Here is a 21,742-nt window from a genome sequence, read left to right on the forward strand (position 1 = left end):
ATTAAAAGGAAGGGAGGTCTATCTCATGAACCGCCTTAAAGAAAAGTACAATAAAGAAATTGCACCTGCTTTAATGACTAAGTTCAACTATGATTCAGTTATGCAAGTGCCTAAAATCGAAAAAATCGTAATCAACATGGGTGTTGGTGACGCTGTTCAAAACGCCAAAGCAATCGACAGTGCTGTTGAAGAATTAACGTTTATCGCAGGTCAAAAACCTGTCGTTACTCGTGCGAAGAAATCAATTGCTGGATTCCGTCTTCGTGAGGGAATGCCTATCGGTGCGAAAGTAACTCTTCGCGGAGAGCGCATGTATGATTTCCTTGATAAACTTATTTCTGTATCTTTACCGCGTGTACGTGACTTCCGCGGGGTTTCTAAAAAATCTTTCGACGGTCGCGGTAACTACACACTTGGTATCAAAGAACAGTTAATCTTCCCTGAAATTGACTACGATAAAGTAACAAAGGTTCGCGGAATGGACATCGTTATCGTAACAACTGCTAATACTGACGAAGAAGCTCGTGAGCTATTAACTCAAGTAGGTATGCCGTTCCAGAAATAATCAATGAAAGGGAGGCGAAATCGTGGCTAAAAAGTCTATGATTGCGAAACAACAACGTACACCAAAGTTTAAAGTACAAGAGTACACACGCTGTGAACGCTGCGGACGTCCGCATTCAGTCATTCGTAAATTTAAACTTTGCCGTATTTGTTTCCGTGAGCTTGCATATAAAGGACAAATTCCTGGCGTGAAAAAAGCCAGCTGGTAATCCCCAAGAAAGGGAAGGAGGTAATTATATAATGGTTATGACAGATCCAATTGCAGATATGCTAACTCGTATTCGCAATGCAAACATGGTACGTCATGAGAAGCTTGAAATTCCTGCTTCTAAATTGAAAAGAGAAATTGCTGAAATTTTAAAGCGTGAAGGTTTCATTCGTGACGTTGAGTTCGTAGAAGACAGCAAACAAGGTATTATCCGCGTTTTCTTGAAATACGGACAAAACAACGAGCGCGTTATCACTGGTCTTAAAAGAATCAGCAAGCCTGGTTTGCGTGTTTATGCTAAATCTAATGAAGTACCCCGCGTACTTAACGGTCTTGGAATCGCGATTATTTCTACATCACAAGGTGTTTTAACGGACAAAGAAGCCCGTGCAAAACAAGCTGGTGGAGAAGTTCTAGCATACGTTTGGTAAGAAGTTTAACATGAATGGAGGTGTTTGGTATGTCTCGTGTAGGTAAGAAGCTACTTGAGATTCCTTCTGATGTTACAGTAACGTTAAATGATAACAACACTGTAGCTGTGAAAGGACCAAAAGGAGAATTAACTCGTACGTTTCACCCTGATATGGAGATTAAAGTAGAGGACAATGTGCTTACAGTCGCTCGTCCTTCTGATCAAAAAGAGCACCGTGCCCTGCATGGTACGACTCGCAGTCTGCTTGGCAACATGGTTGAAGGTGTATCTAAAGGATTTGAAAGAGGTTTGGAATTAGTCGGTGTCGGTTACCGTGCTTCTAAATCCGGAAATAAACTTGTTTTAAACGTTGGATACTCTCATCCTGTTGAGATCGTTCCTGAAGAAGGCATCGAAATCGAAGTTCCTTCTCAAACAAAAGTAGTTGTAAAAGGTACAGACAAAGAACGCGTAGGAGCTATTGCTGCTAACATCCGCGCTGTACGTTCTCCAGAGCCTTACAAAGGTAAAGGAATCCGCTACGAAGGTGAAGTTGTTCGCCGTAAAGAAGGTAAATCTGCTAAGTAAGATCGCTTAAAGTGAAGAAAGGAGTGACCTAGATGATTACGAAAACTAGCAAAAATGCTGCTCGTCTTAAAAGACACGCTCGTGTTCGCGCTAAACTTTCCGGTACTGCTGAAAGACCGCGCCTGAACGTTTTCCGTTCTAACAAGCACATTTACGCTCAAATCATCGATGATGTAAATGGTGTAACACTTGCTAGTGCATCTACTCTCGATAAAGACTTGAACGTTGAAAGCACTGGAGATACTTCTGCTGCTACTAAAGTTGGAGAATTAGTTGCAAAACGCGCTGCTGAAAAAGGCATTTCTGACGTAGTATTTGACCGTGGCGGATACTTATACCATGGACGTGTAAAAGCTTTGGCTGATGCCGCTCGTGAAGCTGGACTTAAATTTTAATAAAAGAAGGAGGGACACATGATTATGCGTCGTATTGACCCAAGCAAATTAGAGTTAGAAGAACGCTTAGTTACGGTTAACCGCGTAGCGAAAGTTGTTAAAGGTGGTCGTCGTTTCCGCTTCGCAGCTCTAGTCGTTGTCGGTGACAAAAACGGACACGTAGGATTCGGTACTGGTAAAGCACAAGAAGTACCAGAAGCGATCCGCAAAGCTGTTGAAGATGCGAAAAAGAATTTGATTGAAGTACCAATGGTTGGAACTACAATTCCACACGAAATCATCGGACGTTTCGGTGCAGGTAACATCTTGTTAAAACCTGCTTCTGAAGGTACTGGAGTTATCGCTGGAGGCCCTGTACGTGCGGTACTTGAGCTAGCTGGTGTAGCTGATATCCTTTCTAAGTCTTTAGGTTCTAACACACCGATCAACATGATTCGTGCAACACTTCAAGGTTTAAGTGAGCTTAAACGTGCTGAAGACGTTGCGAAGCTTCGTGGAAAATCTGTAGAAGAACTGTTAGGATAAGGAGGGAACATTAATGGCTAAATTAGAAATTACCCTCAAACGAAGTGTAATCGGTCGCCCGGAAGACCAACGCGTTACTGTAAGAACACTTGGTTTAAAGAAAACAAACCAAACTGTTGTTCATGAAGACAACGCTGCGATCCGTGGTATGATTAATAAAGTATCTCATTTAGTTTCTGTTAAAGAACAATAAAAATATTTGATCGGATAAGGAGGTGTCCTAATGAAACTTCATGAATTAAAACCTTCAGAAGGTTCACGCAAAACGCGTAATCGCGTAGGTCGTGGTATTGGTTCTGGCAACGGTAAAACAGCTGGTAAAGGTCACAAAGGTCAAAACGCTCGTTCTGGCGGCGGTGTACGCCCTGGATTCGAGGGGGGACAAATGCCTTTATTCCAACGTCTTCCTAAACGCGGTTTCACTAACATCAACCGCAAGGAATACGCTGTAGTCAACCTAGACAAATTGAACGGTTTTGCAGAAGGAACGGAAGTCACTCCTGAACTTCTTCTAGAGACTGGTGTTATTAGCAAACTTAATGCAGGAGTAAAGATTCTTGGCAACGGTAAATTAGAGAAAAAATTAACTGTAAAAGCCAATAAATTCTCTGCTTCTGCGAAAGAAGCTGTTGAAGCTGCTGGCGGTACAGCTGAGGTGATCTAACTTGTTTAAAACAATCTCCAACTTTATGCGTGTGAGTGATATCAGGAATAAAATCATATTCACTTTACTCATGCTTATCGTCTTTCGCATAGGTGCGTTTATTCCTGTGCCTTACGTTAACGCTGAAGCGTTACAGGCACAGTCTCAAATGGGTGTTTTTGATCTCCTTAATACATTTGGCGGCGGTGCGCTTTACCAATTTTCCATTTTCGCAATGGGAATTACTCCTTATATCACGGCTTCGATCATCATTCAGCTGCTTCAGATGGATGTGGTACCGAAGTTTACCGAGTGGTCTAAGCAAGGTGAAGTTGGCCGCCGTAAATTAGCTCAGTTCACAAGGTACTTTACGATTGTGCTTGGTTTCATCCAAGCGTTAGGTATGTCATATGGATTCAACAATCTGGCAAACGGTATGCTGATCGAAAAATCCGGTGTATCGACATATCTTATCATTGCTTTAGTGCTCACTGGCGGAACTGCCTTTTTAATGTGGCTTGGGGAACAAATTACTTCTCATGGAGTAGGCAACGGAATATCGATCATTATCTTCGCGGGGATTGTGTCTAGTATTCCAAAAACAATTGGGCAAATATATGAGACTCAATTTGTCGGCAGCAACGATCAGTTGTTTATTCATATTGTGAAAGTCGCACTTCTTGTGATTGCGATTTTAGCAGTTATTGTTGGAGTTATTTTCATTCAGCAAGCCGTACGGAAAATTGCGATTCAATATGCTAAAGGCACAGGTCGTTCACCTGCTGGCGGAGGTCAGTCTACACACCTTCCATTGAAAGTGAATCCTGCAGGGGTTATTCCGGTAATCTTTGCGGTTGCGTTTTTGATAACGCCGCGGACGATCGCGTCATTCTTTGGAACAAACGATGTGACAAAGTGGATTCAAAACAACTTTGATAATACGCATCCGGTGGGTATGGCGATATATGTTGCGTTGATTATTGCCTTTACGTACTTTTATGCTTTTGTACAGGTAAACCCTGAACAAATGGCTGATAACCTTAAAAAACAGGGTGGCTATATCCCGGGGGTTCGTCCAGGGAAAATGACTCAAGATAGAATTACGAGCATTTTGTATCGACTTACGTTTGTGGGTTCTATATTCTTAGCCGTGATTTCCATTCTTCCTATCTTTTTCATTCAATTCGCTGGATTGCCTCAAAGTGCACAAATTGGCGGAACATCTTTGTTAATTGTTGTCGGGGTAGCCTTGGAGACAATGAAACAACTAGAAAGCCAGTTGGTGAAACGAAACTACCGTGGATTTATGAAAAACTAGAGGAAATGGATTTATCCATTCCCTCTTAATAAAGAGAGGACGGGGGAAATCCGAATGAACTTAGTCTTAATGGGGCTTCCTGGTGCCGGTAAAGGCACACAGGGCGAACGAATTGTTGAGGATTATGGGATTCCTCATATCTCAACAGGAGATATGTTCCGTGCTGCTATGAAAGAAGAAACACCACTCGGACTCGAAGCAAAATCTTATATTGATAAGGGAGAGCTCGTACCTGACGAAGTCACAATCGGAATTGTAAAAGAGAGACTTGGCAAAGATGATTGTGAAAGAGGTTTTCTTCTGGACGGATTTCCGCGAACAGTCGCTCAAGCCGAAGCTCTTGAAGAAATTCTTGAGGAATACGGCAAGCCGATTGATTATGTCATTAACATTGAAGTCGACAAAGATGTTCTGATGGAACGTCTGACTGGACGCAGAATTTGCAGTGTTTGCGGCACAACCTATCATTTAGTCTTTAATCCGCCGAAAACGCCGGGTATTTGTGATAAAGACGGAGGCGAACTCTATCAACGGGCAGATGATAATGAGGAAACAGTCTCTAAACGGCTTGAGGTAAACATGAAGCAAACTCAGCCTTTACTCGATTTCTATTCAGAGAAAGGTTATCTTGCAAACGTGAATGGCCAGCAGGACATTCAAGACGTTTATGCAGATGTGAAGGATCTTCTTGGAGGATTAAAAAAATGATTATCTGTAAAACCCCACGTGAACTTGGTATCATGCGGGAAGCAGGGCGAATCGTGGCTTTAACTCATGAAGAGTTAAAAAAGCACATTAAACCAGGAATCTCGACAAAAGAATTGGATCAAATTGCCGAACGTTTTATTAAGAAGCAGGGTGCAATCCCATCTTTTAAGGGGTATAATGGGTTTCGCGGGAGCATTTGCGTATCAGTTAATGAAGAACTCGTTCACGGCATACCTGGCAGCAGGGTGCTGAAGGACGGTGACATCATCAGTATTGATATCGGTGCTAAATTAAATGGTTATCATGGTGACTCTGCATGGACATATCCGGTAGGAAACATCAGCGATGATGACAAAAAACTTCTGGAAGTGACAGAGGAGTCTTTATATAAAGGCTTGCAGGAAGCAAAACCAGGTGAACGTTTGTCGAATATTTCCCACGCAATACAAACGTATGTCGAAAATGAGCAGTTTTCAGTTGTTAGGGAGTATGTCGGACATGGTGTTGGTCAAGACTTGCATGAGGACCCGCAAATTCCTCATTACGGTCCGCCCAACAAAGGACCACGGCTTAAACCTGGCATGGTTCTCGCTATTGAACCTATGGTGAACGCTGGCAGCCGCTACGTGAAAACATTGGCTGATAACTGGACGGTTGTAACGGTAGATGGGAAAAAGTGTGCTCATTTTGAACATACGATTGCGATTACGGAAACGGGTTTTGATATACTGACGAGAGTCTAGATGATGAAAATAATTCCGAAGACAGATGTTTTTCAAGCTTGATAGGGCAGAAAGCTTGGGTGAACATTGGCAAGACCGAATTCATCTTGCTGCTTGTCGTTGGAATTTTAACCATCATCAATGTACTAACAGCAGACGGAGAAAAGCGTACATTTCATTCTCCTAAGAAAAAGAATATCAATCATTTAACCCTTTATGATTGCGTATCTCCGGAAGTTCAGAACAGTATAAACGAAACAGGGCGTGTGACAAACTTCTTTTGAAATTTGTCAGAAAGCAAGTTACTGATTTGAAGAAGGGAGAACACTTGAATGGCGAAAGACGATGTAATTGAAGTGGAAGGTACTATAGTCGAAACACTGCCAAACGCGATGTTCAAAGTTGAACTTGAAAATGGCCACACTGTTTTGGCTCATGTATCTGGTAAAATCCGCATGCACTTCATTCGCATTTTACCTGGAGACAAAGTTACGGTAGAATTATCTCCATATGACTTAACTCGTGGCAGGATTACGTACCGTTACAAATAAAGCACTCCGGAAACTGAAGGAGGTTGGAAACACATGAAAGTGAGACCATCAGTTAAACCAATCTGCGAAAAATGTAAAGTTATTCGCAGAAAAGGAAAAGTAATGGTGATCTGTGAAAATCCAAAGCATAAACAAAAACAAGGATAATTTATAAGGAGGTGCCCAGAGAATGGCTCGTATTGCTGGTGTAGATATCCCACGTGACAAACGTGTTGTTATTTCTTTAACATACATCTTCGGAATTGGCCGCACAACGGCTCAGCAAGTTTTAAAAGAAGCTGGAGTTTCAGAAGATACTCGTGTGCGCGATCTTACTGAAGAAGAACTTGGTAAAATCCGTGATATTATTGACAAACTGAAAGTAGAAGGTGACCTTCGCCGTGAAGTTTCTCTTAATATCAAACGTCTGATCGAAATCGGAAGCTACCGCGGAATCCGTCATCGCAGAGGATTACCTGTTCGTGGACAAAACTCTAAAAACAACGCGCGTACTCGTAAAGGTCCGCGTCGTACTGTAGCTAACAAGAAAAAATAAGTAAGGGAGGTTCTTAAACAATGGCTGCTGCTCGTAAATCTAACACGCGTAAACGTCGCGTGAAAAAGAATATTGAGTCTGGAATTGCTCATATTCGTTCAACTTTCAATAACACGATCGTTACGATCACTGACACTCATGGTAATGCTATTTCTTGGTCTAGTGCCGGAGCTTTAGGATTCAGAGGTTCTCGTAAATCTACTCCTTTTGCTGCGCAAATGGCTGCAGAAACAGCTGCTAAAGGTTCAATCGAACATGGTCTTAAAACTCTAGAGGTTACTGTTAAAGGACCTGGTTCAGGCCGTGAAGCTGCAATCCGTGCACTTCAAGCTGCTGGACTAGAAGTCACTGCTATCAGAGACGTAACTCCTGTTCCTCATAACGGATGCCGTCCACCAAAACGTCGCCGCGTGTAATTTGTTTGTATAGATTTTGTGTCCCTGTCAATAATGGGTTATGATACAGTTATTTATGAAACGAATGCACCGACTCGTTGCCTGAGCACATACGGGACTAAACAATGGGGAATTTCGGATGGAATCTCATATGATTCTATTCGAGGTTTCGACGTTTTGAAGGAGGGTTTTAAGTAATGATCGAGATTGAAAAACCAAAAATCGAAACGGTTGAAATCAGCGACGATGCCAAATTTGGTAAGTTTGTCGTAGAGCCACTTGAGCGTGGATATGGTACAACTCTGGGTAACTCCTTACGTCGTATCCTCTTATCCTCACTCCCTGGTGCCGCTGTAACATCAATCCAGATAGATGGTGTACTGCACGAATTCTCGACAATTGAAGGCGTTGTGGAAGATGTTACAACGATTATCTTACACATTAAAAAGCTTGCATTGAAAATCTACTCTGATGAAGAGAAGACGCTAGAAATTGATGTACAGGGTGAAGGAACTGTAACGGCAGCTGATATTACACACGATAGTGATGTAGAGATCTTAAATCCTGATCTTCATATCGCGACTCTTGGTGAGAATGCGAGTTTCCGAGTTCGCCTTACTGCTCAAAGAGGACGTGGGTATACGCCTGCTGACGCAAACAAGAGAGACGATCAGCCAATCGGCGTGATTCCGATCGATTCTATCTATACGCCAGTTTCTCGTGTATCTTATCAGGTAGAGAACACTCGTGTAGGCCAAGTTGCAAACTATGATAAACTTACACTTGATGTTTGGACTGATGGAAGCACTGGACCGAAAGAAGCAATTGCGCTTGGTTCAAAGATTTTAACTGAACACCTTAATATATTCGTTGGTTTAACTGACGAAGCTCAACATGCTGAAATCATGGTTGAAAAAGAAGAAGATCAAAAAGAGAAAGTTCTTGAAATGACAATTGAAGAATTGGATCTTTCTGTTCGTTCTTACAACTGCTTAAAGCGTGCGGGTATTAACACGGTTCAAGAGCTTGCGAACAAGACGGAAGAAGATATGATGAAAGTTCGAAATCTAGGACGCAAATCACTTGAAGAAGTGAAAGCGAAACTAGAAGAACTTGGACTCGGACTTCGCAAAGACGATTGACTAGTTTCCCTTGTGAACTAGGATTTTCGTGTGTTTATTATTCAGAAACAGCATTCCAATAAAGGAGGGGACATCACATGTCATACAGAAAACTAGGACGTACGAGTGCACAGCGTAAAGCTATGCTTCGTGATCTTACAACTGATTTGATCATCAACGAAAGAATCGAAACAACTGAAACACGTGCGAAAGAACTTCGCTCTGTAGTTGAAAAAATGATCACGCTTGGCAAACGCGGTGATCTTCACGCTCGCCGTCAAGCTGCTGCATACATCCGCAACGAGGTTGCAAACGAAGAAAATAACCAAGATGCACTTCAAAAATTATTCTCTGACATTGCAACTCGTTACGAGGAGCGCCAAGGCGGATACACACGTATTATGAAGCTTGGTCCTCGCCGTGGTGACGGAGCACCAATGGCAATTATCGAATTGGTTTAATCACATATTTTTGTGTATCTAAAGAAGGGCGGGACAGTTTCTAACTGGATCTATGCCCTTTTTTTAGATACTGCAACTTTTAATAGAGAGAAAAGCAGAGCATTAGCTGAGAGGAGGCCGGTTTTCCATGAATCAAAATCAGTTGATATCGGTAGAGGATATCGTATTTCGATATCGGAAGGACGCAGAAAGACGAGCACTAGACGGCGTCTCCCTGCAGGTGTATGAGGGTGAATGGCTTGCAATCGTAGGTCATAACGGTTCAGGGAAATCAACACTGGCCCGGGCATTGAATGGTTTAATTCTTCCTGAATCAGGCGACATTGAGGTTGCCGGGATTCAATTGACAGAGGAATCTGTTTGGGAAGTGCGTAAGAAGATAGGTATGGTCTTTCAAAATCCGGATAACCAATTTGTCGGAACGACTGTTCGCGATGATGTGGCTTTTGGTTTAGAAAACAATGGTGTACCGCGGGAAGAAATGATTGAGAGAGTAGACTGGGCAGTAAAACAGGTGAATATGCAAGATTTTCTCGATCAAGAGCCGCACCATCTCTCCGGAGGCCAAAAGCAGAGAGTTGCGATTGCGGGGGTTATTGCCGCACGTCCTGATATTATTATCTTAGATGAAGCAACATCCATGCTTGATCCGATCGGGCGAGAAGAAGTGCTTGAAACGGTAAGACATTTAAAAGAGCAGGGCATGGCGACTGTCATATCCATTACACATGATCTGAATGAGGCAGCAAAAGCAGACAGGATCATTGTCATGAATGGCGGTAAAAAATATGCTGAAGGGCCGCCTGAAGAGATTTTTAAATTGAATAAAGAACTTGTTCGAATTGGGCTTGATTTACCCTTCTCATTTCAGCTTAGCCAGCTTTTAAGAGAAAATGGACTGGCTTTGGAAGAAAACCATTTGACTCAGGAAGGGCTGGTGAAAGAGCTGTGGACATTACAATCAAAGATGTAGAGCATCGCTATCAGATGAAGACGCCGTTTGAGCGCCTAGCACTGTATGATATCAATGCATCGATTAAAGAAGGAAGCTACGTAGCCGTTATCGGGCATACAGGCTCTGGCAAGTCCACTCTTCTTCAGCACCTAAATGGTCTCCTGAAGCCGACGAAGGGACAGATATCACTAGGCAGCACTGTCATTCAGGCAGGGAAAAAGAATAAAGATCTGAAAAAACTTCGTAAAAAAGTCGGAATCGTTTTCCAATTTCCTGAGCATCAATTATTCGAAGAAACAGTTCTTAAAGATATTTCATTCGGACCGATGAACTTTGGTGTTAAAAAAGAAGATGCTGAACAAAAAGCGAGAGAGATGCTGCAGCTTGTAGGTTTATCAGAAGAGCTTTTGGACAGGTCACCCTTTGAATTAAGCGGGGGGCAAATGCGCAGAGTTGCAATTGCCGGCGTACTTGCAATGGACCCTGAAGTGCTTGTTCTGGATGAACCGACTGCAGGATTGGACCCAAGAGGGCGAAAAGAGATTATGGACATGTTTTATGAGCTTCATCAACGTGGGAACCTGACGACGATCCTTGTGACACACAGCATGGAGGATGCAGCTGCATACGCTGATGAAATGATTGTTATGCATAAAGGAACGATACAAGCATCAGGCAGTCCGCGTGATCTGTTTTTAAAGGGTGAAGAGATGGCCGGCTGGGGGCTGGATCTTCCTGAAACAATAAAATTCCAAAGACACCTTGAAGCTGTACTGGGTATGAGATTTAATGAGCCTATGCTCACAATCGAAGATGCCGCTGCCAAAATCCGTGCTCTTTTTCAGGGGGAGAAGACTTTATGATGGACAGCATGATTATCGGCAAGTATGTACCGGGTACTTCACTTGTGCACCGGCTTGACCCCAGAACAAAACTGATCACGATCTTTTTATTTGTCTGCATCGTATTCTTAGCCAATAATGTTCAGACATATGCGTTGCTTGGTTTATTTACAATTGGCGTCGTTTCTTTAACAAGAGTTCCTTTCTCTTTTTTAATGAAAGGGCTGAAGCCAATCATCTGGATTGTCCTTTTTACGTTCCTTCTTCACATCCTTATGACACATGAAGGACCGATTATCTTTCAAATAGGTTTTTTCAAAGTCTATGAGGGCGGTCTGGTTCAGGGGATATTCATTTCTCTTAGATTCGTCTATTTGATTTTAATCACAACCTTATTAACGCTTACGACCACACCGATTGAGATTACCGATGGAATGGAACAGCTGCTGAACCCATTGAAAAAATTAAAGCTTCCTGTTCATGAGCTGGCTCTTATGATGTCAATTTCTTTACGGTTTATTCCGACACTGATGGAGGAGACAGATAAGATCATGAAGGCTCAGATGGCGCGAGGCGTTGATTTTACAAGCGGGCCTGTCAAAGAAAGAGTGAAGGCTATTGTCCCGCTTCTTGTCCCGCTCTTCGTCAGCGCATTTAAACGCGCCGAAGAGCTTGCGGTGGCAATGGAAGCAAGAGGCTATCAAGGCGGAGAAGGACGTACGAAATATAGAAAGCTTGTATGGACAGGAAAAGACACTTCTGTCATTGTCAGCTTAATTGTATTAGCTGCTTTGTTATTTTTCTTAAGGGCTTAGAGGTGCTGTATGAGACTGAAATGCACGATTTCTTATGACGGACATTTGTTTAACGGTTATCAGGTTCAGCCGGGCAAAAGAACGGTTCAGGATGAACTGGAGAAGGCTTTGGCTGTCCTGCATAAGTCAAAAGACAGAATTCCGGTCGTTTCGTCTGGAAGAACAGACAGCGGGGTTCACGCAGCCGGACAGGTGATTCATTTTGACACTCCGCTGTCTATCCCGGCTGAGAGATGGCCATATGCCTTAAATGCACTGCTTCCGGACGATATCGCAGTCAAACAGGCAGAAATTGCGGATGATGGGTTCCATGCACGATTTAGCGCAGTCAAAAAAGAATATCGCTACTTTGTATACACGGAGAAACACCCGGACGTATTTAAACGGCATTACGCTTACCATTTTTCATATCGCCTTAATGTGCAGGACATGAGAGAAGCGGCAAAGCATCTTATAGGGACACATGATTTTACGAGCTTTTGCGCGGCTAAAACAGAAGTGCAGGACAAGGTAAGAACGATATACGAACTTGATTGGACTGAGACGGCTGACGGCCTGCAAATGCGGATCACAGGCAGCGGTTTCTTATATAATATGGTCAGAATTATTGCGGGTACTTTGCTTGATGCAGGTATTGGAAAAATTTCTCCCGATGAGGTGAAATCCATGCTGGAAGCGAAGGATCGCGAAGCGGCAGGGCGCACAGCGCCGGGGCACGGGCTATATTTATGGAACGTTTACTATGACAACTAAACCAGGTGTATAATATTTTCTTGACAGAGTCTGCATAAAGTTATAAGATATCATATGGTATGTATTTCAACCCCACGATAAGCCCCGGAACTTATTGTGTTGTGAAATAGAACGTAATCGAAGTTTATTGAAAATGACAGATCATTTAGGAGGGAAATTCAATGCGTACAACACCTATGGCTAACGCAAGTACTATTGAACGCAAGTGGTTAGTTGTTGATGCTGCTGGCAAGACTTTAGGTCGTCTTTCTTCAGAAGTTGCAGCTATCCTTCGCGGAAAACACAAACCAACTTACACACCACACGTTGATACTGGAGATCATGTGATCATCATCAACGCTGAAAAAATCGAGTTAACTGGTAAAAAGTTAACTGACAAAATCTACTACCGTCACACTCAACATCCAGGCGGATTAAAATCAAGAACTGCTCTTGAAATGCGTACAAACTACCCTGAGAAAATGCTTGAGCTTGCTATCAAAGGCATGCTTCCAAAAGGTTCTCTAGGTCGTCAAATGTTCAAAAAATTGAACGTATACCGTGGTTCTGAGCATCCACACGAAGCACAAAAACCTGAAGTTTACGAACTTCGCGGTTAATTAAAAAGGAGGTTACCAATTTGGCACAGGTTCAATATTACGGTACTGGCCGTCGTAAAAGCTCTGTAGCGCGTGTGCGTTTAGTTCCAGGAGAAGGCCGTATCGTCGTTAATAATCGTGAAATCAGCGAACATATCCCATCTGCAGCTTTAATCGAAGATATCAAACAACCATTAACTTTGACTGAAACAGCTGGCACTTATGATGTTTTAGTAAACGTACATGGAGGCGGCCTATCTGGTCAAGCTGGAGCAATCCGTCACGGTATCGCTCGTGCTTTGCTTGAAGCAGATCCAGAATACCGTACAACTCTTAAACGTGCAGGTCTTCTGACTCGTGACGCTCGTATGAAAGAACGTAAAAAATACGGTCTTAAAGGCGCTCGTCGTGCACCTCAGTTCTCAAAACGTTAATTTTACGTTTTCAAAAAGCTCTCGACCTTGGGTTGGGAGCTTTTTTCTTTCAATAAAACGTGACAGCCTCGCATAAAAATAACAACTGAATGGACGTTTGGCGGGGTTAAGCAAATTGTTTGTTTATAAACGGTCTCTTTGTAATAATCATGATAGCTTTCATTCTTATTCAATTGGAACTTCGGTCAATGTTTATTATCGTTATGTGATCAGCCCAGCTTCATCTAACCACTGTATCTCATCCGTTAAAGTTCACTGCTGATTCTTAACCCGGAGAAACAATAGCTCTCATTGCTAATGGCTTTATGTAACGAAGTAAAAGTAAATCTGATGATATAAATCACATATCTCCTTTGTGATTTTTTTGCGTTTTTATGAACTTTTTTCTAAATATGCAAAGGGAAAGCGATATCAATCTAGAAATATTTGTTATACTCTATACATTAAAGTAAGGAGAAGATTCATGAATGCGTTAGTAGCTCATAATAGCAAAGCCTGGGATAAAAAAGTAGAAACAGGCAATGAATGGACTGTTGCTGTTGAACAGCAGGTTATCGAACAAGCAAAAAAAGGCAATTGGGATATAAGGGTAACACCAATGAAAGATGTACCGAAGGATTGGTTTCCGCCTATCAAAGGTCTGAAAGTACTCTGTTTAGCATCAGGCGGCGGCCAGCAGGGTCCAGTTTTGGCAGCCGCAGGCGCGGATGTCACCGTATTAGATAACTCAGAAAAACAGCTGAATCAGGATAGAATGATTGCTGAGCGAGATGGTCTCACGATACACACTGTCAAAGGAAGCATGGACGATTTAAGTGTATTTAATGATGAATCATTTGATGTCATTGTACATCCTGTTGCCAATGTTTTTGTTGAGAATGTCCTCCCGGTATGGAAGGAAGCGCACCGTGTGTTGAAAAGGAACGGCATTCTAATCTCGGGTTTTGTCAATCCTGTTGTATTTCTGTTTGATACAGAATTAGAACAGCAAGGTGTTTTAAAAGTAAAACACTCCATTCCATACGCTGACCCAGAAGATCTTCCGAAACATAAAGTGAAAAAACTGATCGAAAATAATGAGGCTCTGGAATTCGGCCATTCCTTAGAAGACCAAATCAAAGGCCAAATTGATGCCGGTTTTATCGTTACTGGTTTTTATGAAGATAAAGGCGGGTTTGTATTAGACCAATATATCCATACATATTCTGCAACAAGAAGCATGAAAGTATGAAAAGCAGCGACCTGTTAGAGGGGCTGCTTTTTTCATAACTACTTACAGAACGTTTGTTCCAGATCCTGCGGAAAGCTGACTTTTTATCGATTTTACACCTTCATTTGGGCGAATTTCCAACCGAATTCGGGCATTGTTTCATCATCCAAACCTCAAAATAATCGGTAAAAGGAGAGTGAATTTATATGGCAGAAGTACTGTCTTTTATGGATGTGAAACGCCAAAAGGATTTTGAATTAGAAAAGAACTTGCTCAAAGAACTCTCTCTGAGACAAATTATCCAGTCTGTTAAGGATTGTTTGGAACCATTATTTCCATTTTTACATGATGAACGAGATATTATTACTGAAGGCTGTATTGATTTTGCGATTGAAGCTTATTTGTTAGGCGGGCGTTTTGGGATATTCGGCTATTACGGAGAATCCATGCAGAGTATCAGTGCCCGCTCTGCAAGAGAAGAAGAAGAGCTGCGTATGGAGTTTTTTGATTATCTCTATAATTGGATACACGAGCAATACGCAACATTTGATAAAAACACGGTTTATGAAGCGGCACGCAAGTTCATTAAAGATTGGTGGACAGCGGGGTTTGTTCAAAGAGAAAAACAGTGTAAGCTTCGCATGCGGTAATCATATTTCCCGGCCCTGTCCCATAGTTATGTAATAACGGACAAGCGGGAGGGGAAGGGATGAGGAAAAAGCTTAAATGGCTCAGTTTTTTGCTAGGCTTCATCGTATTACTATTTCTGTTCAAATATCAATTCAGCAACAACGACTCTTGGAAGCCGTGGAGCCTGCCCTTGAGCGGTAAAATCATTTATCTAGATCCAGGTCATGGCGGGCCTGACGGCGGAGCAGTCGGCGGAAAGCTGTTAGAGAAGGATGTTACCCTGGAAGTGGCCTTTAGAGTCAGGGATTATCTTCAAGAACAAGGAGCGCTTGTTATCATGACCAGAGAAAGTGATACTGATCTCGCTCCAGAAGGAACAAAAGGCTATAGTCGACGAAAAGCTGAGGATCTAAGACAACGAGTCAAATTAATAAACCATTCAGAGGCGGAGCTCTATATCAGCATTCATCTTAATGCGATTCCGTCACAAAAATGGAGCGGAGCCCAAAGCTTTTATTACGGGAAATATGCGGAAAATGAGAAAGTCGCAAAATACATCCAGGATGAGCTGAGAAGAAATCTGGAAAACACAACCCGGAAAGCAAAGCGGATTCATGGTATCTACTTAATGCAAAACGTCACCAAACCGGGGGCGCTTATAGAAGTCGGATTTTTATCCAATCCAAACGAAGCAACGCTGCTCGGTAAACCGAAATATCAAGACAAGGTGGCATCTTCCATATATAAAGGCATTTTGCGATATTTCACAGAAAAAGGAGACCCTCCGGAGTAATGGAGGGTTTTCTTGTGGTTCTAAGCATAAGACACCCGCCATTTATGTATGATATAATAATAATTGTAAACGAATACACAAAAGGGTGAGGTTCGATGATAAGAGAAGATGAAGTAAGAAAACTAGTCGGAGAAATGCGCGAACCTTTTCTTCAAAGACCTCTGGGAGAATTGGATGCCGTTAAGGAAATTAAAATAAAGCCTGAAAAACGGCATATCAGTGTAAAAGTCGCTCTTGCAAAAACAGGAACTGCAGAACAAATGCAGATTCAGCAAGAGATCGTAAACGTATTAAAAGGGGCAGGAGCTGAGACAGTCGGCCTTCGATTTGAAGAGCTGCCTGAAGAAACGGTTGCTAAATTCCGGGCGCCGTCAGCTGAGAAAAAAACATTATTAAATATGGATAACCCGCCAGTCTTTCTTGCTGTAGCAAGTGGAAAAGGCGGCGTAGGCAAGTCAACTGTGTCAGTAAACCTAGCTATTTCTCTGGCTCGTCTAGGGAAAAAGGTTGGTTTAATTGATGCGGATATTTATGGGTTCAGTGTGCCGGACATGATGGGTATCACTGTGCGTCCAACAATTGAAGGAGAGAAACTTCTTCCTGTTGAACGCTTTGGAGTAAAGGTCATGTCAATGGGCTTTTTCGTAGAAGAAAATGCCCCGGTCGTATGGAGAGGGCCGATGCTCGGCAAAATGCTGAATAATTTTTTCCATGAAGTAGAGTGGGGAGAAGTAGACTATATCGTTCTTGATCTTCCGCCTGGTACAGGGGACGTTGCTCTCGATGTACATACAATGCTTCCGAGCTGCAAAGAAATTATCGTATCTACGCCACATCCGACAGCTGCTTTTGTCGCGGCCAGAGCGGGCTCTATGGCGATTAAAACCGATCATGAGGTCGTGGGTGTCATAGAGAACATGGCTTATTATGAAAGTGCAAAGACAGGGGAAAGAGAATATGTGTTTGGAAAAGGCGGAGGAGATAAACTGGCTGAGGAACTAAACGTGCCTTTGCTCGGCAGAATCCCATTGAAACAGCCCGATTGGGATAAGGACCAATTTGCTCCGTCTGTTTATGACGAAAATCATCCAATCGGAGAAATATATCAGGACATCGCAAAAAAAATAGATGCAAAAATGTCAGTGCAGGTATAAAAGGTGAACCGGGATTCCAGATCCCGGCTTTCCCTTTATTCACTTTCTTTTGCTGTGTCTTTTGCTGCTTTTTTCAGCTCATCTTCGAACTGCTTTTTGTAAAGCGGACTAGAAAGTGTTTCGTTAATAACCTCTTCTAAATAACTGCGGAATTCTTGGCTTTTTGCCAGCTGGCTGTACTTTTTATCCATGCCGGGATCCTGCATAACGCTCATCAGCATCTTCTGGTAATCTGGATCCTTCATCAGCTTTTTAATCACTTTTTCATGCTCTGTCTGAAGAGTTTTGGCAAAGCCCTCAGCAAAATCAGTGTCTTCAAAGATGTTTTTCCAAAATTCTTCACCTTTTTTAGATGTGAGTGTTTTTTCTATTGTTCCTTTAATTGCATCTTGGTCAATCACCAGCGCTTCATTCATGGCATCATCATTTAATAATTCCTTAATAGCTTTCTTTCCATCATCAGTTTTTAATATATCAACAACCATTTTTTTGGTCTGATCATAGTCCATATCCGCTGCTTGGTCTTTTGGAGCGCAAGCTGTTACAGATAATAACAAAAAACAGCTCATCAATAGCGTTTTGGCTTTTGACATGCTTAAGCTCCTTTCACATACTTGTCTTACCTTTAATATGATTCATCTGTTTGGAATTATACATAACAAAATATCGCTGTTCGCGATTTTTGAGGGGATGAATAAAGAAATGAAAAGCCGTGGTTTAGTTCGTTTTTTCTTTTCTATTTTAGCTGTCGGGGCGCTTATCACGAGTATTGTGGGTTTTGCTTTAAAGTGGGGAGAATATAGAGGGCTGTTTCTAACATTTGAAGCGGGACAGATTTTCTCTGTTTTATTTTGGTTTATCGGTGTAGGCATGATTTTCAGTGTGATCAGCCAAATGGGTTTTTTCGTGTTTTTAACAGTTCATCGGTTTGCGCTTGAGATATTAAGGTCCTCCTCTTTGTGGAATTTGCTGCAGTTGTTTTTCATCCTGTTTGTTGCTTTTGATTTAATGTACGTGCGTTTTTTATTTTTTGGAGAGAGCGGAGAATCGCTGGCTGGCTATGCGTGGTTACCGGTGTTTTTATTGATCTTTGGAGTGATTACAGCTTATATAAAGCAAAAGCAGTCCTCTAAGAAAACATTTGTGTCATCGTTATTTTTGATGGTTGTGATTACCGCATTAGAATGGTTCCCTGCATTAAGAGTAAATGATGAGGACTGGCTTTATTTAATGCTTTTTCCGTTAATGGCATGTAATGCCTTCCAATTGCTGATGCTGCCGAAGTTTGCAGCAAAGTAATTACTTTACCTCTGCGGATTTGGCATCAGAATTTGCGATGAGATCACCCACGGTTACATTTTTTAATCCTTTTTCTTTCAGCTGATGGATGATATCAGGCAATGCTTCTTCTGTTTGTTTTGCAGAATCGGAGGCATGTAAAAGAATAATGTCTCCACCGGAAACTTGCTTGGTCACATTGTCGATGATTTTTTCAACTCCGGGATTTGTCCAGTCTTGAGAGTTCACACTGTAATGAACGACTGTATAATTGTATTGCTTTGCGACCTTTAGAACATTCTTATTGAATTGGCCGGTAGGGGGTCTTAATAGCTGTATGTCTTTGACCCCTAACTTTTCAAAGGCTGTTTGCGCACGGTTCATGTCCTTTTTTATTTCGCTGCTCTCTAAATTGGCATAGTTTTTATAAGCGTAGCCCATGCTCCCGATTTGATGGCCGTCCTTTACGATACGGGCCACTGTGTCGGGATGGCGTTCTGCCCAAGAAGCGGACAGGAAAAACGTTGCGTTTTTAATCCCGTTTGCTTTCAGAGTATTAAGTATCGGTTCTGCTCTCTCATCACCCCAGCTGATATCGAAAGTAAGTGAAATATCTTTAGAGTCTGTTTCTCCTTTATAAATGGCTTTAGGTCCGGTGTCAGTTGAAAACACGGGAAGCGGGACAGCTCTTTGGATATAAAAAAAGCTGGCAGCTGCAAATGCGGCGATAAGTATAATAATTAATTGTTTTACCCGTTTAATGTGCCACACATAGAAGTGATTCACTGATGATGCCTCCTTATCTTGTCCATCATTCTTGTTTTACATCTTATGAGCATGGACAATTGAATATAACCGATAAAATGTCTCTTCACATACAGCCTAAATTGGGTGTTGACCTTTTGATAATATCCGTGATATATTATTATTCGTCGCTGATAAACAGCTCACATCAACTAAAAGCTTCATTAAATACTTTGAAAAAAGTTGTTGACTTAAAAGAAGCTAAATGTTATAGTAATAAAGCTGCTTCGTTAAGCGGCAGTAATGATCTTTGAAAACTAAACAAGACAAAACGTACCTGTTAATTCATTTTTATAAATCGCACAGCGATGTGCGTAGTCAGTCAAACTACTTTATCGGAGAGTTTGATCCTGGCTCAGGACGAACGCTGGCGGCGTGCCTAATACATGCAAGTCGAGCGGACAGATGGGAGCTTGCTCCCTGATGTTAGCGGCGGACGGGTGAGTAACACGTGGGTAACCTGCCTGTAAGACTGGGATAACTCCGGGAAACCGGGGCTAATACCGGATGGTTGTTTGAACCGCATGGTTCAAACATAAAAGGTGGCTTCGGCTACCACTTACAGATGGACCCGCGGCGCATTAGCTAGTTGGTGAGGTAATGGCTCACCAAGGCAACGATGCGTAGCCGACCTGAGAGGGTGATCGGCCACACTGGGACTGAGACACGGCCCAGACTCCTACGGGAGGCAGCAGTAGGGAATCTTCCGCAATGGACGAAAGTCTGACGGAGCAACGCCGCGTGAGTGATGAAGGTTTTCGGATCGTAAAGCTCTGTTGTTAGGGAAGAACAAGTACCGTTCGAATAGGGCGGTACCTTGACGGTACCTAACCAGAAAGCCACGGCTAACTACGTGCCAGCAGCCGCGGTAATACGTAGGTGGCAAGCGTTGTCCGGAATTATTGGGCGTAAAGGGCTCGCAGGCGGTTTCTTAAGTCTGATGTGAAAGCCCCCGGCTCAACCGGGGAGGGTCATTGGAAACTGGGGAACTTGAGTGCAGAAGAGGAGAGTGGAATTCCACGTGTAGCGGTGAAATGCGTAGAGATGTGGAGGAACACCAGTGGCGAAGGCGACTCTCTGGTCTGTAACTGACGCTGAGGAGCGAAAGCGTGGGGAGCGAACAGGATTAGATACCCTGGTAGTCCACGCCGTAAACGATGAGTGCTAAGTGTTAGGGGGTTTCCGCCCCTTAGTGCTGCAGCTAACGCATTAAGCACTCCGCCTGGGGAGTACGGTCGCAAGACTGAAACTCAAAGGAATTGACGGGGGCCCGCACAAGCGGTGGAGCATGTGGTTTAATTCGAAGCAACGCGAAGAACCTTACCAGGTCTTGACATCCTCTGACAATCCTAGAGATAGGACGTCCCCTTCGGGGGCAGAGTGACAGGTGGTGCATGGTTGTCGTCAGCTCGTGTCGTGAGATGTTGGGTTAAGTCCCGCAACGAGCGCAACCCTTGATCTTAGTTGCCAGCATTCAGTTGGGCACTCTAAGGTGACTGCCGGTGACAAACCGGAGGAAGGTGGGGATGACGTCAAATCATCATGCCCCTTATGACCTGGGCTACACACGTGCTACAATGGACAGAACAAAGGGCAGCGAAACCGCGAGGTTAAGCCAATCCCACAAATCTGTTCTCAGTTCGGATCGCAGTCTGCAACTCGACTGCGTGAAGCTGGAATCGCTAGTAATCGCGGATCAGCATGCCGCGGTGAATACGTTCCCGGGCCTTGTACACACCGCCCGTCACACCACGAGAGTTTGTAACACCCGAAGTCGGTGAGGTAACCTTTTAGGAGCCAGCCGCCGAAGGTGGGACAGATGATTGGGGTGAAGTCGTAACAAGGTAGCCGTATCGGAAGGTGCGGCTGGATCACCTCCTTTCTAAGGATATTATACGGAATATAAGACCTTGGGTCTTATAAACAGAACGTTCCCTGTCTTGTTTAGTTTTGAAGGATCATTCCTTCGAAACGTGTTCTTTGAAAACTAGATAACAGTAGACATCACATTCAAGTAATACAAGATATCACATAGTGATTCTTTTTAACGGTTAAGTTAGAAAGGGCGCACGGTGGATGCCTTGGCACTAGGAGCCGATGAAGGACGGGACGAACACCGATATGCTTCGGGGAGCTGTAAGCAAGCTTTGATCCGGAGATTTCCGAATGGGGAAACCCACCACTCGTAATGGAGTGGTATCCATATCTGAATTCATAGGATATGAGAAGGCAGACCCGGGGAACTGAAACATCTAAGTACCCGGAGGAAGAGAAAGCAAATGCGATTCCCTGAGTAGCGGCGAGCGAAACGGGATTAGCCCAAACCAAGAGGCTTGCCTCTTGGGGTTGT

At 43.0% G+C, this 21,742-nt stretch carries 30 protein-coding genes, 2 rRNA genes and 1 pseudogene (1 of these 33 only partly in view); 31 read left to right on the forward strand and 2 right to left on the reverse strand.

Annotated features, from left to right (window positions below):
- Positions 1-25: 25 nt before the first annotated feature.
- From rplE to salA, 28 genes and pseudogenes are all read left to right on the forward strand, one after another.
- The gene (gene rplE, locus MHB62_RS00785; protein WP_003225809.1) at positions 26-565 is read left to right on the forward strand and encodes a 50S ribosomal protein L5; all 540 of its coding nucleotides are present in this window, start codon (positions 26-28) and stop codon (positions 563-565) included.
- A 22-nt stretch (positions 566-587) separates the two neighbouring features.
- Positions 588-773 (forward strand): 30S ribosomal protein S14, encoded by a 186-nt coding sequence (rpsN, locus tag MHB62_RS00790; RefSeq protein ID WP_003156488.1) that lies wholly within the window; start codon positions 588-590, stop codon positions 771-773.
- 31 nt (positions 774-804) lie between these two features.
- Positions 805-1,203, forward strand: a complete 399-nt coding sequence (gene rpsH / locus MHB62_RS00795; protein ID WP_003241998.1) for a 30S ribosomal protein S8 — start codon at positions 805-807, stop codon at positions 1,201-1,203.
- Between the two features lie 29 nt (positions 1,204-1,232).
- Positions 1,233-1,772 carry a 50S ribosomal protein L6 gene (gene rplF, locus MHB62_RS00800; protein WP_004399690.1) on the forward strand — a complete coding sequence of 180 codons (540 nt, stop codon included), beginning with the start codon at positions 1,233-1,235 and terminating at the stop codon, positions 1,770-1,772.
- Between the two features lie 32 nt (positions 1,773-1,804).
- Positions 1,805-2,167, forward strand: coding sequence for a 50S ribosomal protein L18 (gene rplR, locus MHB62_RS00805; RefSeq protein ID WP_003225816.1), 363 nt, complete (start codon positions 1,805-1,807; stop codon positions 2,165-2,167).
- A gap of 24 nt (positions 2,168-2,191) precedes the next feature.
- Positions 2,192-2,692 (forward strand): 30S ribosomal protein S5, encoded by a 501-nt coding sequence (gene rpsE / locus MHB62_RS00810; protein ID WP_003328273.1) that lies wholly within the window; start codon positions 2,192-2,194, stop codon positions 2,690-2,692.
- 13 nt (positions 2,693-2,705) lie between these two features.
- A complete protein-coding gene (gene rpmD, locus MHB62_RS00815) occupies positions 2,706-2,885 on the forward strand; it encodes a 50S ribosomal protein L30 (protein WP_003156497.1) in 180 nt (59 codons plus the stop codon).
- A 30-nt stretch (positions 2,886-2,915) separates the two neighbouring features.
- Positions 2,916-3,356 carry a 50S ribosomal protein L15 gene (gene rplO, locus MHB62_RS00820; protein ID WP_003225819.1) on the forward strand — a complete coding sequence of 147 codons (441 nt, stop codon included), beginning with the start codon at positions 2,916-2,918 and terminating at the stop codon, positions 3,354-3,356.
- A gap of 1 nt (position 3,357) precedes the next feature.
- Positions 3,358-4,653, forward strand: coding sequence for a preprotein translocase subunit SecY (gene secY / locus MHB62_RS00825; protein WP_004399662.1), 1,296 nt, complete (start codon positions 3,358-3,360; stop codon positions 4,651-4,653).
- Positions 4,654-4,707: 54 nt separating this feature from the next.
- Positions 4,708-5,361, forward strand: coding sequence for an adenylate kinase (locus MHB62_RS00830; protein ID WP_004399686.1), 654 nt, complete (start codon positions 4,708-4,710; stop codon positions 5,359-5,361).
- Positions 5,358-6,104 (forward strand): type I methionyl aminopeptidase, encoded by a 747-nt coding sequence (gene map, locus MHB62_RS00835; RefSeq protein WP_003225828.1) that lies wholly within the window; start codon positions 5,358-5,360, stop codon positions 6,102-6,104. The genes MHB62_RS00830 and map overlap by 4 nt, the downstream gene beginning before the upstream one ends.
- Before the next feature lie 65 nt (positions 6,105-6,169).
- Positions 6,170-6,438 (forward strand): annotated as a pseudogene (locus MHB62_RS00840) (ribosome-binding protein ybzG).
- On the forward strand, positions 6,416-6,634 hold the full coding sequence (gene infA / locus MHB62_RS00845; protein WP_003156508.1) for a translation initiation factor IF-1: 219 nt from the start codon (positions 6,416-6,418) through the stop codon (positions 6,632-6,634). The pseudogene MHB62_RS00840 and the gene infA overlap by 23 nt, the downstream one beginning before the upstream one ends.
- A gap of 33 nt (positions 6,635-6,667) precedes the next feature.
- Complete coding sequence (rpmJ, locus tag MHB62_RS00850; RefSeq protein ID WP_003156543.1) at positions 6,668-6,781, forward strand: 50S ribosomal protein L36; 114 nt, start codon at positions 6,668-6,670, stop codon at positions 6,779-6,781.
- Positions 6,782-6,803: 22 nt separating this feature from the next.
- Positions 6,804-7,169 carry a 30S ribosomal protein S13 gene (rpsM, locus tag MHB62_RS00855; RefSeq protein ID WP_003235095.1) on the forward strand — a complete coding sequence of 122 codons (366 nt, stop codon included), beginning with the start codon at positions 6,804-6,806 and terminating at the stop codon, positions 7,167-7,169.
- A 20-nt stretch (positions 7,170-7,189) separates the two neighbouring features.
- Positions 7,190-7,585 carry a 30S ribosomal protein S11 gene (gene rpsK, locus MHB62_RS00860; RefSeq protein ID WP_009966385.1) on the forward strand — a complete coding sequence of 132 codons (396 nt, stop codon included), beginning with the start codon at positions 7,190-7,192 and terminating at the stop codon, positions 7,583-7,585.
- Positions 7,586-7,761: 176 nt separating this feature from the next.
- The gene (locus MHB62_RS00865) at positions 7,762-8,706 is read left to right on the forward strand and encodes a DNA-directed RNA polymerase subunit alpha (RefSeq protein WP_003225835.1); all 945 of its coding nucleotides are present in this window, start codon (positions 7,762-7,764) and stop codon (positions 8,704-8,706) included.
- 77 nt (positions 8,707-8,783) lie between these two features.
- Positions 8,784-9,146 carry a 50S ribosomal protein L17 gene (gene rplQ, locus MHB62_RS00870; protein WP_003225836.1) on the forward strand — a complete coding sequence of 121 codons (363 nt, stop codon included), beginning with the start codon at positions 8,784-8,786 and terminating at the stop codon, positions 9,144-9,146.
- Positions 9,147-9,273: 127 nt separating this feature from the next.
- The gene (locus MHB62_RS00875) at positions 9,274-10,119 is read left to right on the forward strand and encodes an energy-coupling factor ABC transporter ATP-binding protein (RefSeq protein WP_004399689.1); all 846 of its coding nucleotides are present in this window, start codon (positions 9,274-9,276) and stop codon (positions 10,117-10,119) included.
- On the forward strand, positions 10,095-10,964 hold the full coding sequence (locus MHB62_RS00880; protein ID WP_029727019.1) for an energy-coupling factor ABC transporter ATP-binding protein: 870 nt from the start codon (positions 10,095-10,097) through the stop codon (positions 10,962-10,964). The genes MHB62_RS00875 and MHB62_RS00880 overlap by 25 nt, the downstream gene beginning before the upstream one ends.
- A complete protein-coding gene (locus MHB62_RS00885; RefSeq protein WP_004399656.1) occupies positions 10,961-11,758 on the forward strand; it encodes an energy-coupling factor transporter transmembrane protein EcfT in 798 nt (265 codons plus the stop codon). The genes MHB62_RS00880 and MHB62_RS00885 overlap by 4 nt, the downstream gene beginning before the upstream one ends.
- Positions 11,759-11,767: 9 nt before the next feature.
- Positions 11,768-12,511: a tRNA pseudouridine(38-40) synthase TruA gene (gene truA, locus MHB62_RS00890; protein ID WP_004399657.1), complete on the forward strand. Its 744-nt coding sequence runs from the start codon at positions 11,768-11,770 to the stop codon at positions 12,509-12,511.
- 161 nt (positions 12,512-12,672) lie between these two features.
- Positions 12,673-13,110, forward strand: a complete 438-nt coding sequence (gene rplM, locus MHB62_RS00895) for a 50S ribosomal protein L13 (protein WP_003241966.1) — start codon at positions 12,673-12,675, stop codon at positions 13,108-13,110.
- 20 nt (positions 13,111-13,130) lie between these two features.
- Entirely contained in the window at positions 13,131-13,523 is a 393-nt protein-coding gene (gene rpsI / locus MHB62_RS00900; RefSeq protein ID WP_004399691.1) for a 30S ribosomal protein S9, read from the forward strand.
- Between the two features lie 463 nt (positions 13,524-13,986).
- Entirely contained in the window at positions 13,987-14,754 is a 768-nt protein-coding gene (locus tag MHB62_RS00905; RefSeq protein ID WP_032723020.1) for a class I SAM-dependent methyltransferase, read from the forward strand.
- Between the two features lie 185 nt (positions 14,755-14,939).
- Complete coding sequence (locus MHB62_RS00910; protein WP_003235118.1) at positions 14,940-15,383, forward strand: YbaK family protein; 444 nt, start codon at positions 14,940-14,942, stop codon at positions 15,381-15,383.
- A 59-nt stretch (positions 15,384-15,442) separates the two neighbouring features.
- Positions 15,443-16,156, forward strand: a complete 714-nt coding sequence (gene cwlD, locus MHB62_RS00915; protein ID WP_015252979.1) for an N-acetylmuramoyl-L-alanine amidase CwlD — start codon at positions 15,443-15,445, stop codon at positions 16,154-16,156.
- Between the two features lie 95 nt (positions 16,157-16,251).
- Positions 16,252-17,310 (forward strand): iron-sulfur carrier protein/transcriptional regulator SalA, encoded by a 1,059-nt coding sequence (salA, locus tag MHB62_RS00920; RefSeq protein ID WP_003235124.1) that lies wholly within the window; start codon positions 16,252-16,254, stop codon positions 17,308-17,310.
- A 35-nt stretch (positions 17,311-17,345) separates the two neighbouring features.
- Here salA and gerD read toward each other — a convergent pair whose 3' ends face one another.
- Complete coding sequence (gerD, locus tag MHB62_RS00925; protein ID WP_003235126.1) at positions 17,346-17,903, reverse strand: spore germination lipoprotein GerD; 558 nt, start codon at positions 17,901-17,903, stop codon at positions 17,346-17,348.
- Positions 17,904-18,012: 109 nt separating this feature from the next.
- On the opposite strand from gerD, the gene kbaA reads away from it, so the two are divergent.
- Entirely contained in the window at positions 18,013-18,609 is a 597-nt protein-coding gene (gene kbaA / locus MHB62_RS00930; protein WP_004399693.1) for a KinB-signaling pathway activation protein, read from the forward strand.
- Here kbaA and pdaB read toward each other — a convergent pair whose 3' ends face one another.
- Positions 18,610-19,374, reverse strand: coding sequence for a polysaccharide deacetylase family sporulation protein PdaB (gene pdaB / locus MHB62_RS00935; protein WP_003235130.1), 765 nt, complete (start codon positions 19,372-19,374; stop codon positions 18,610-18,612).
- A gap of 350 nt (positions 19,375-19,724) precedes the next feature.
- Here pdaB and MHB62_RS00940 point away from each other — a divergent pair.
- A 16S ribosomal RNA gene (locus MHB62_RS00940) occupies positions 19,725-21,274 on the forward strand.
- A gap of 167 nt (positions 21,275-21,441) precedes the next feature.
- Positions 21,442-21,742 (forward strand): 23S ribosomal RNA (locus MHB62_RS00945); it runs 2,627 nt beyond the window's last position.
- The 16S and 23S rRNA genes sit together here, the layout of an rRNA operon.

Source organism: Bacillus sp. FSL K6-0255 (assembly GCF_045040725.1).
Lineage (GTDB): Bacteria > Bacillota > Bacilli > Bacillales > Bacillaceae > Bacillus > Bacillus subtilis.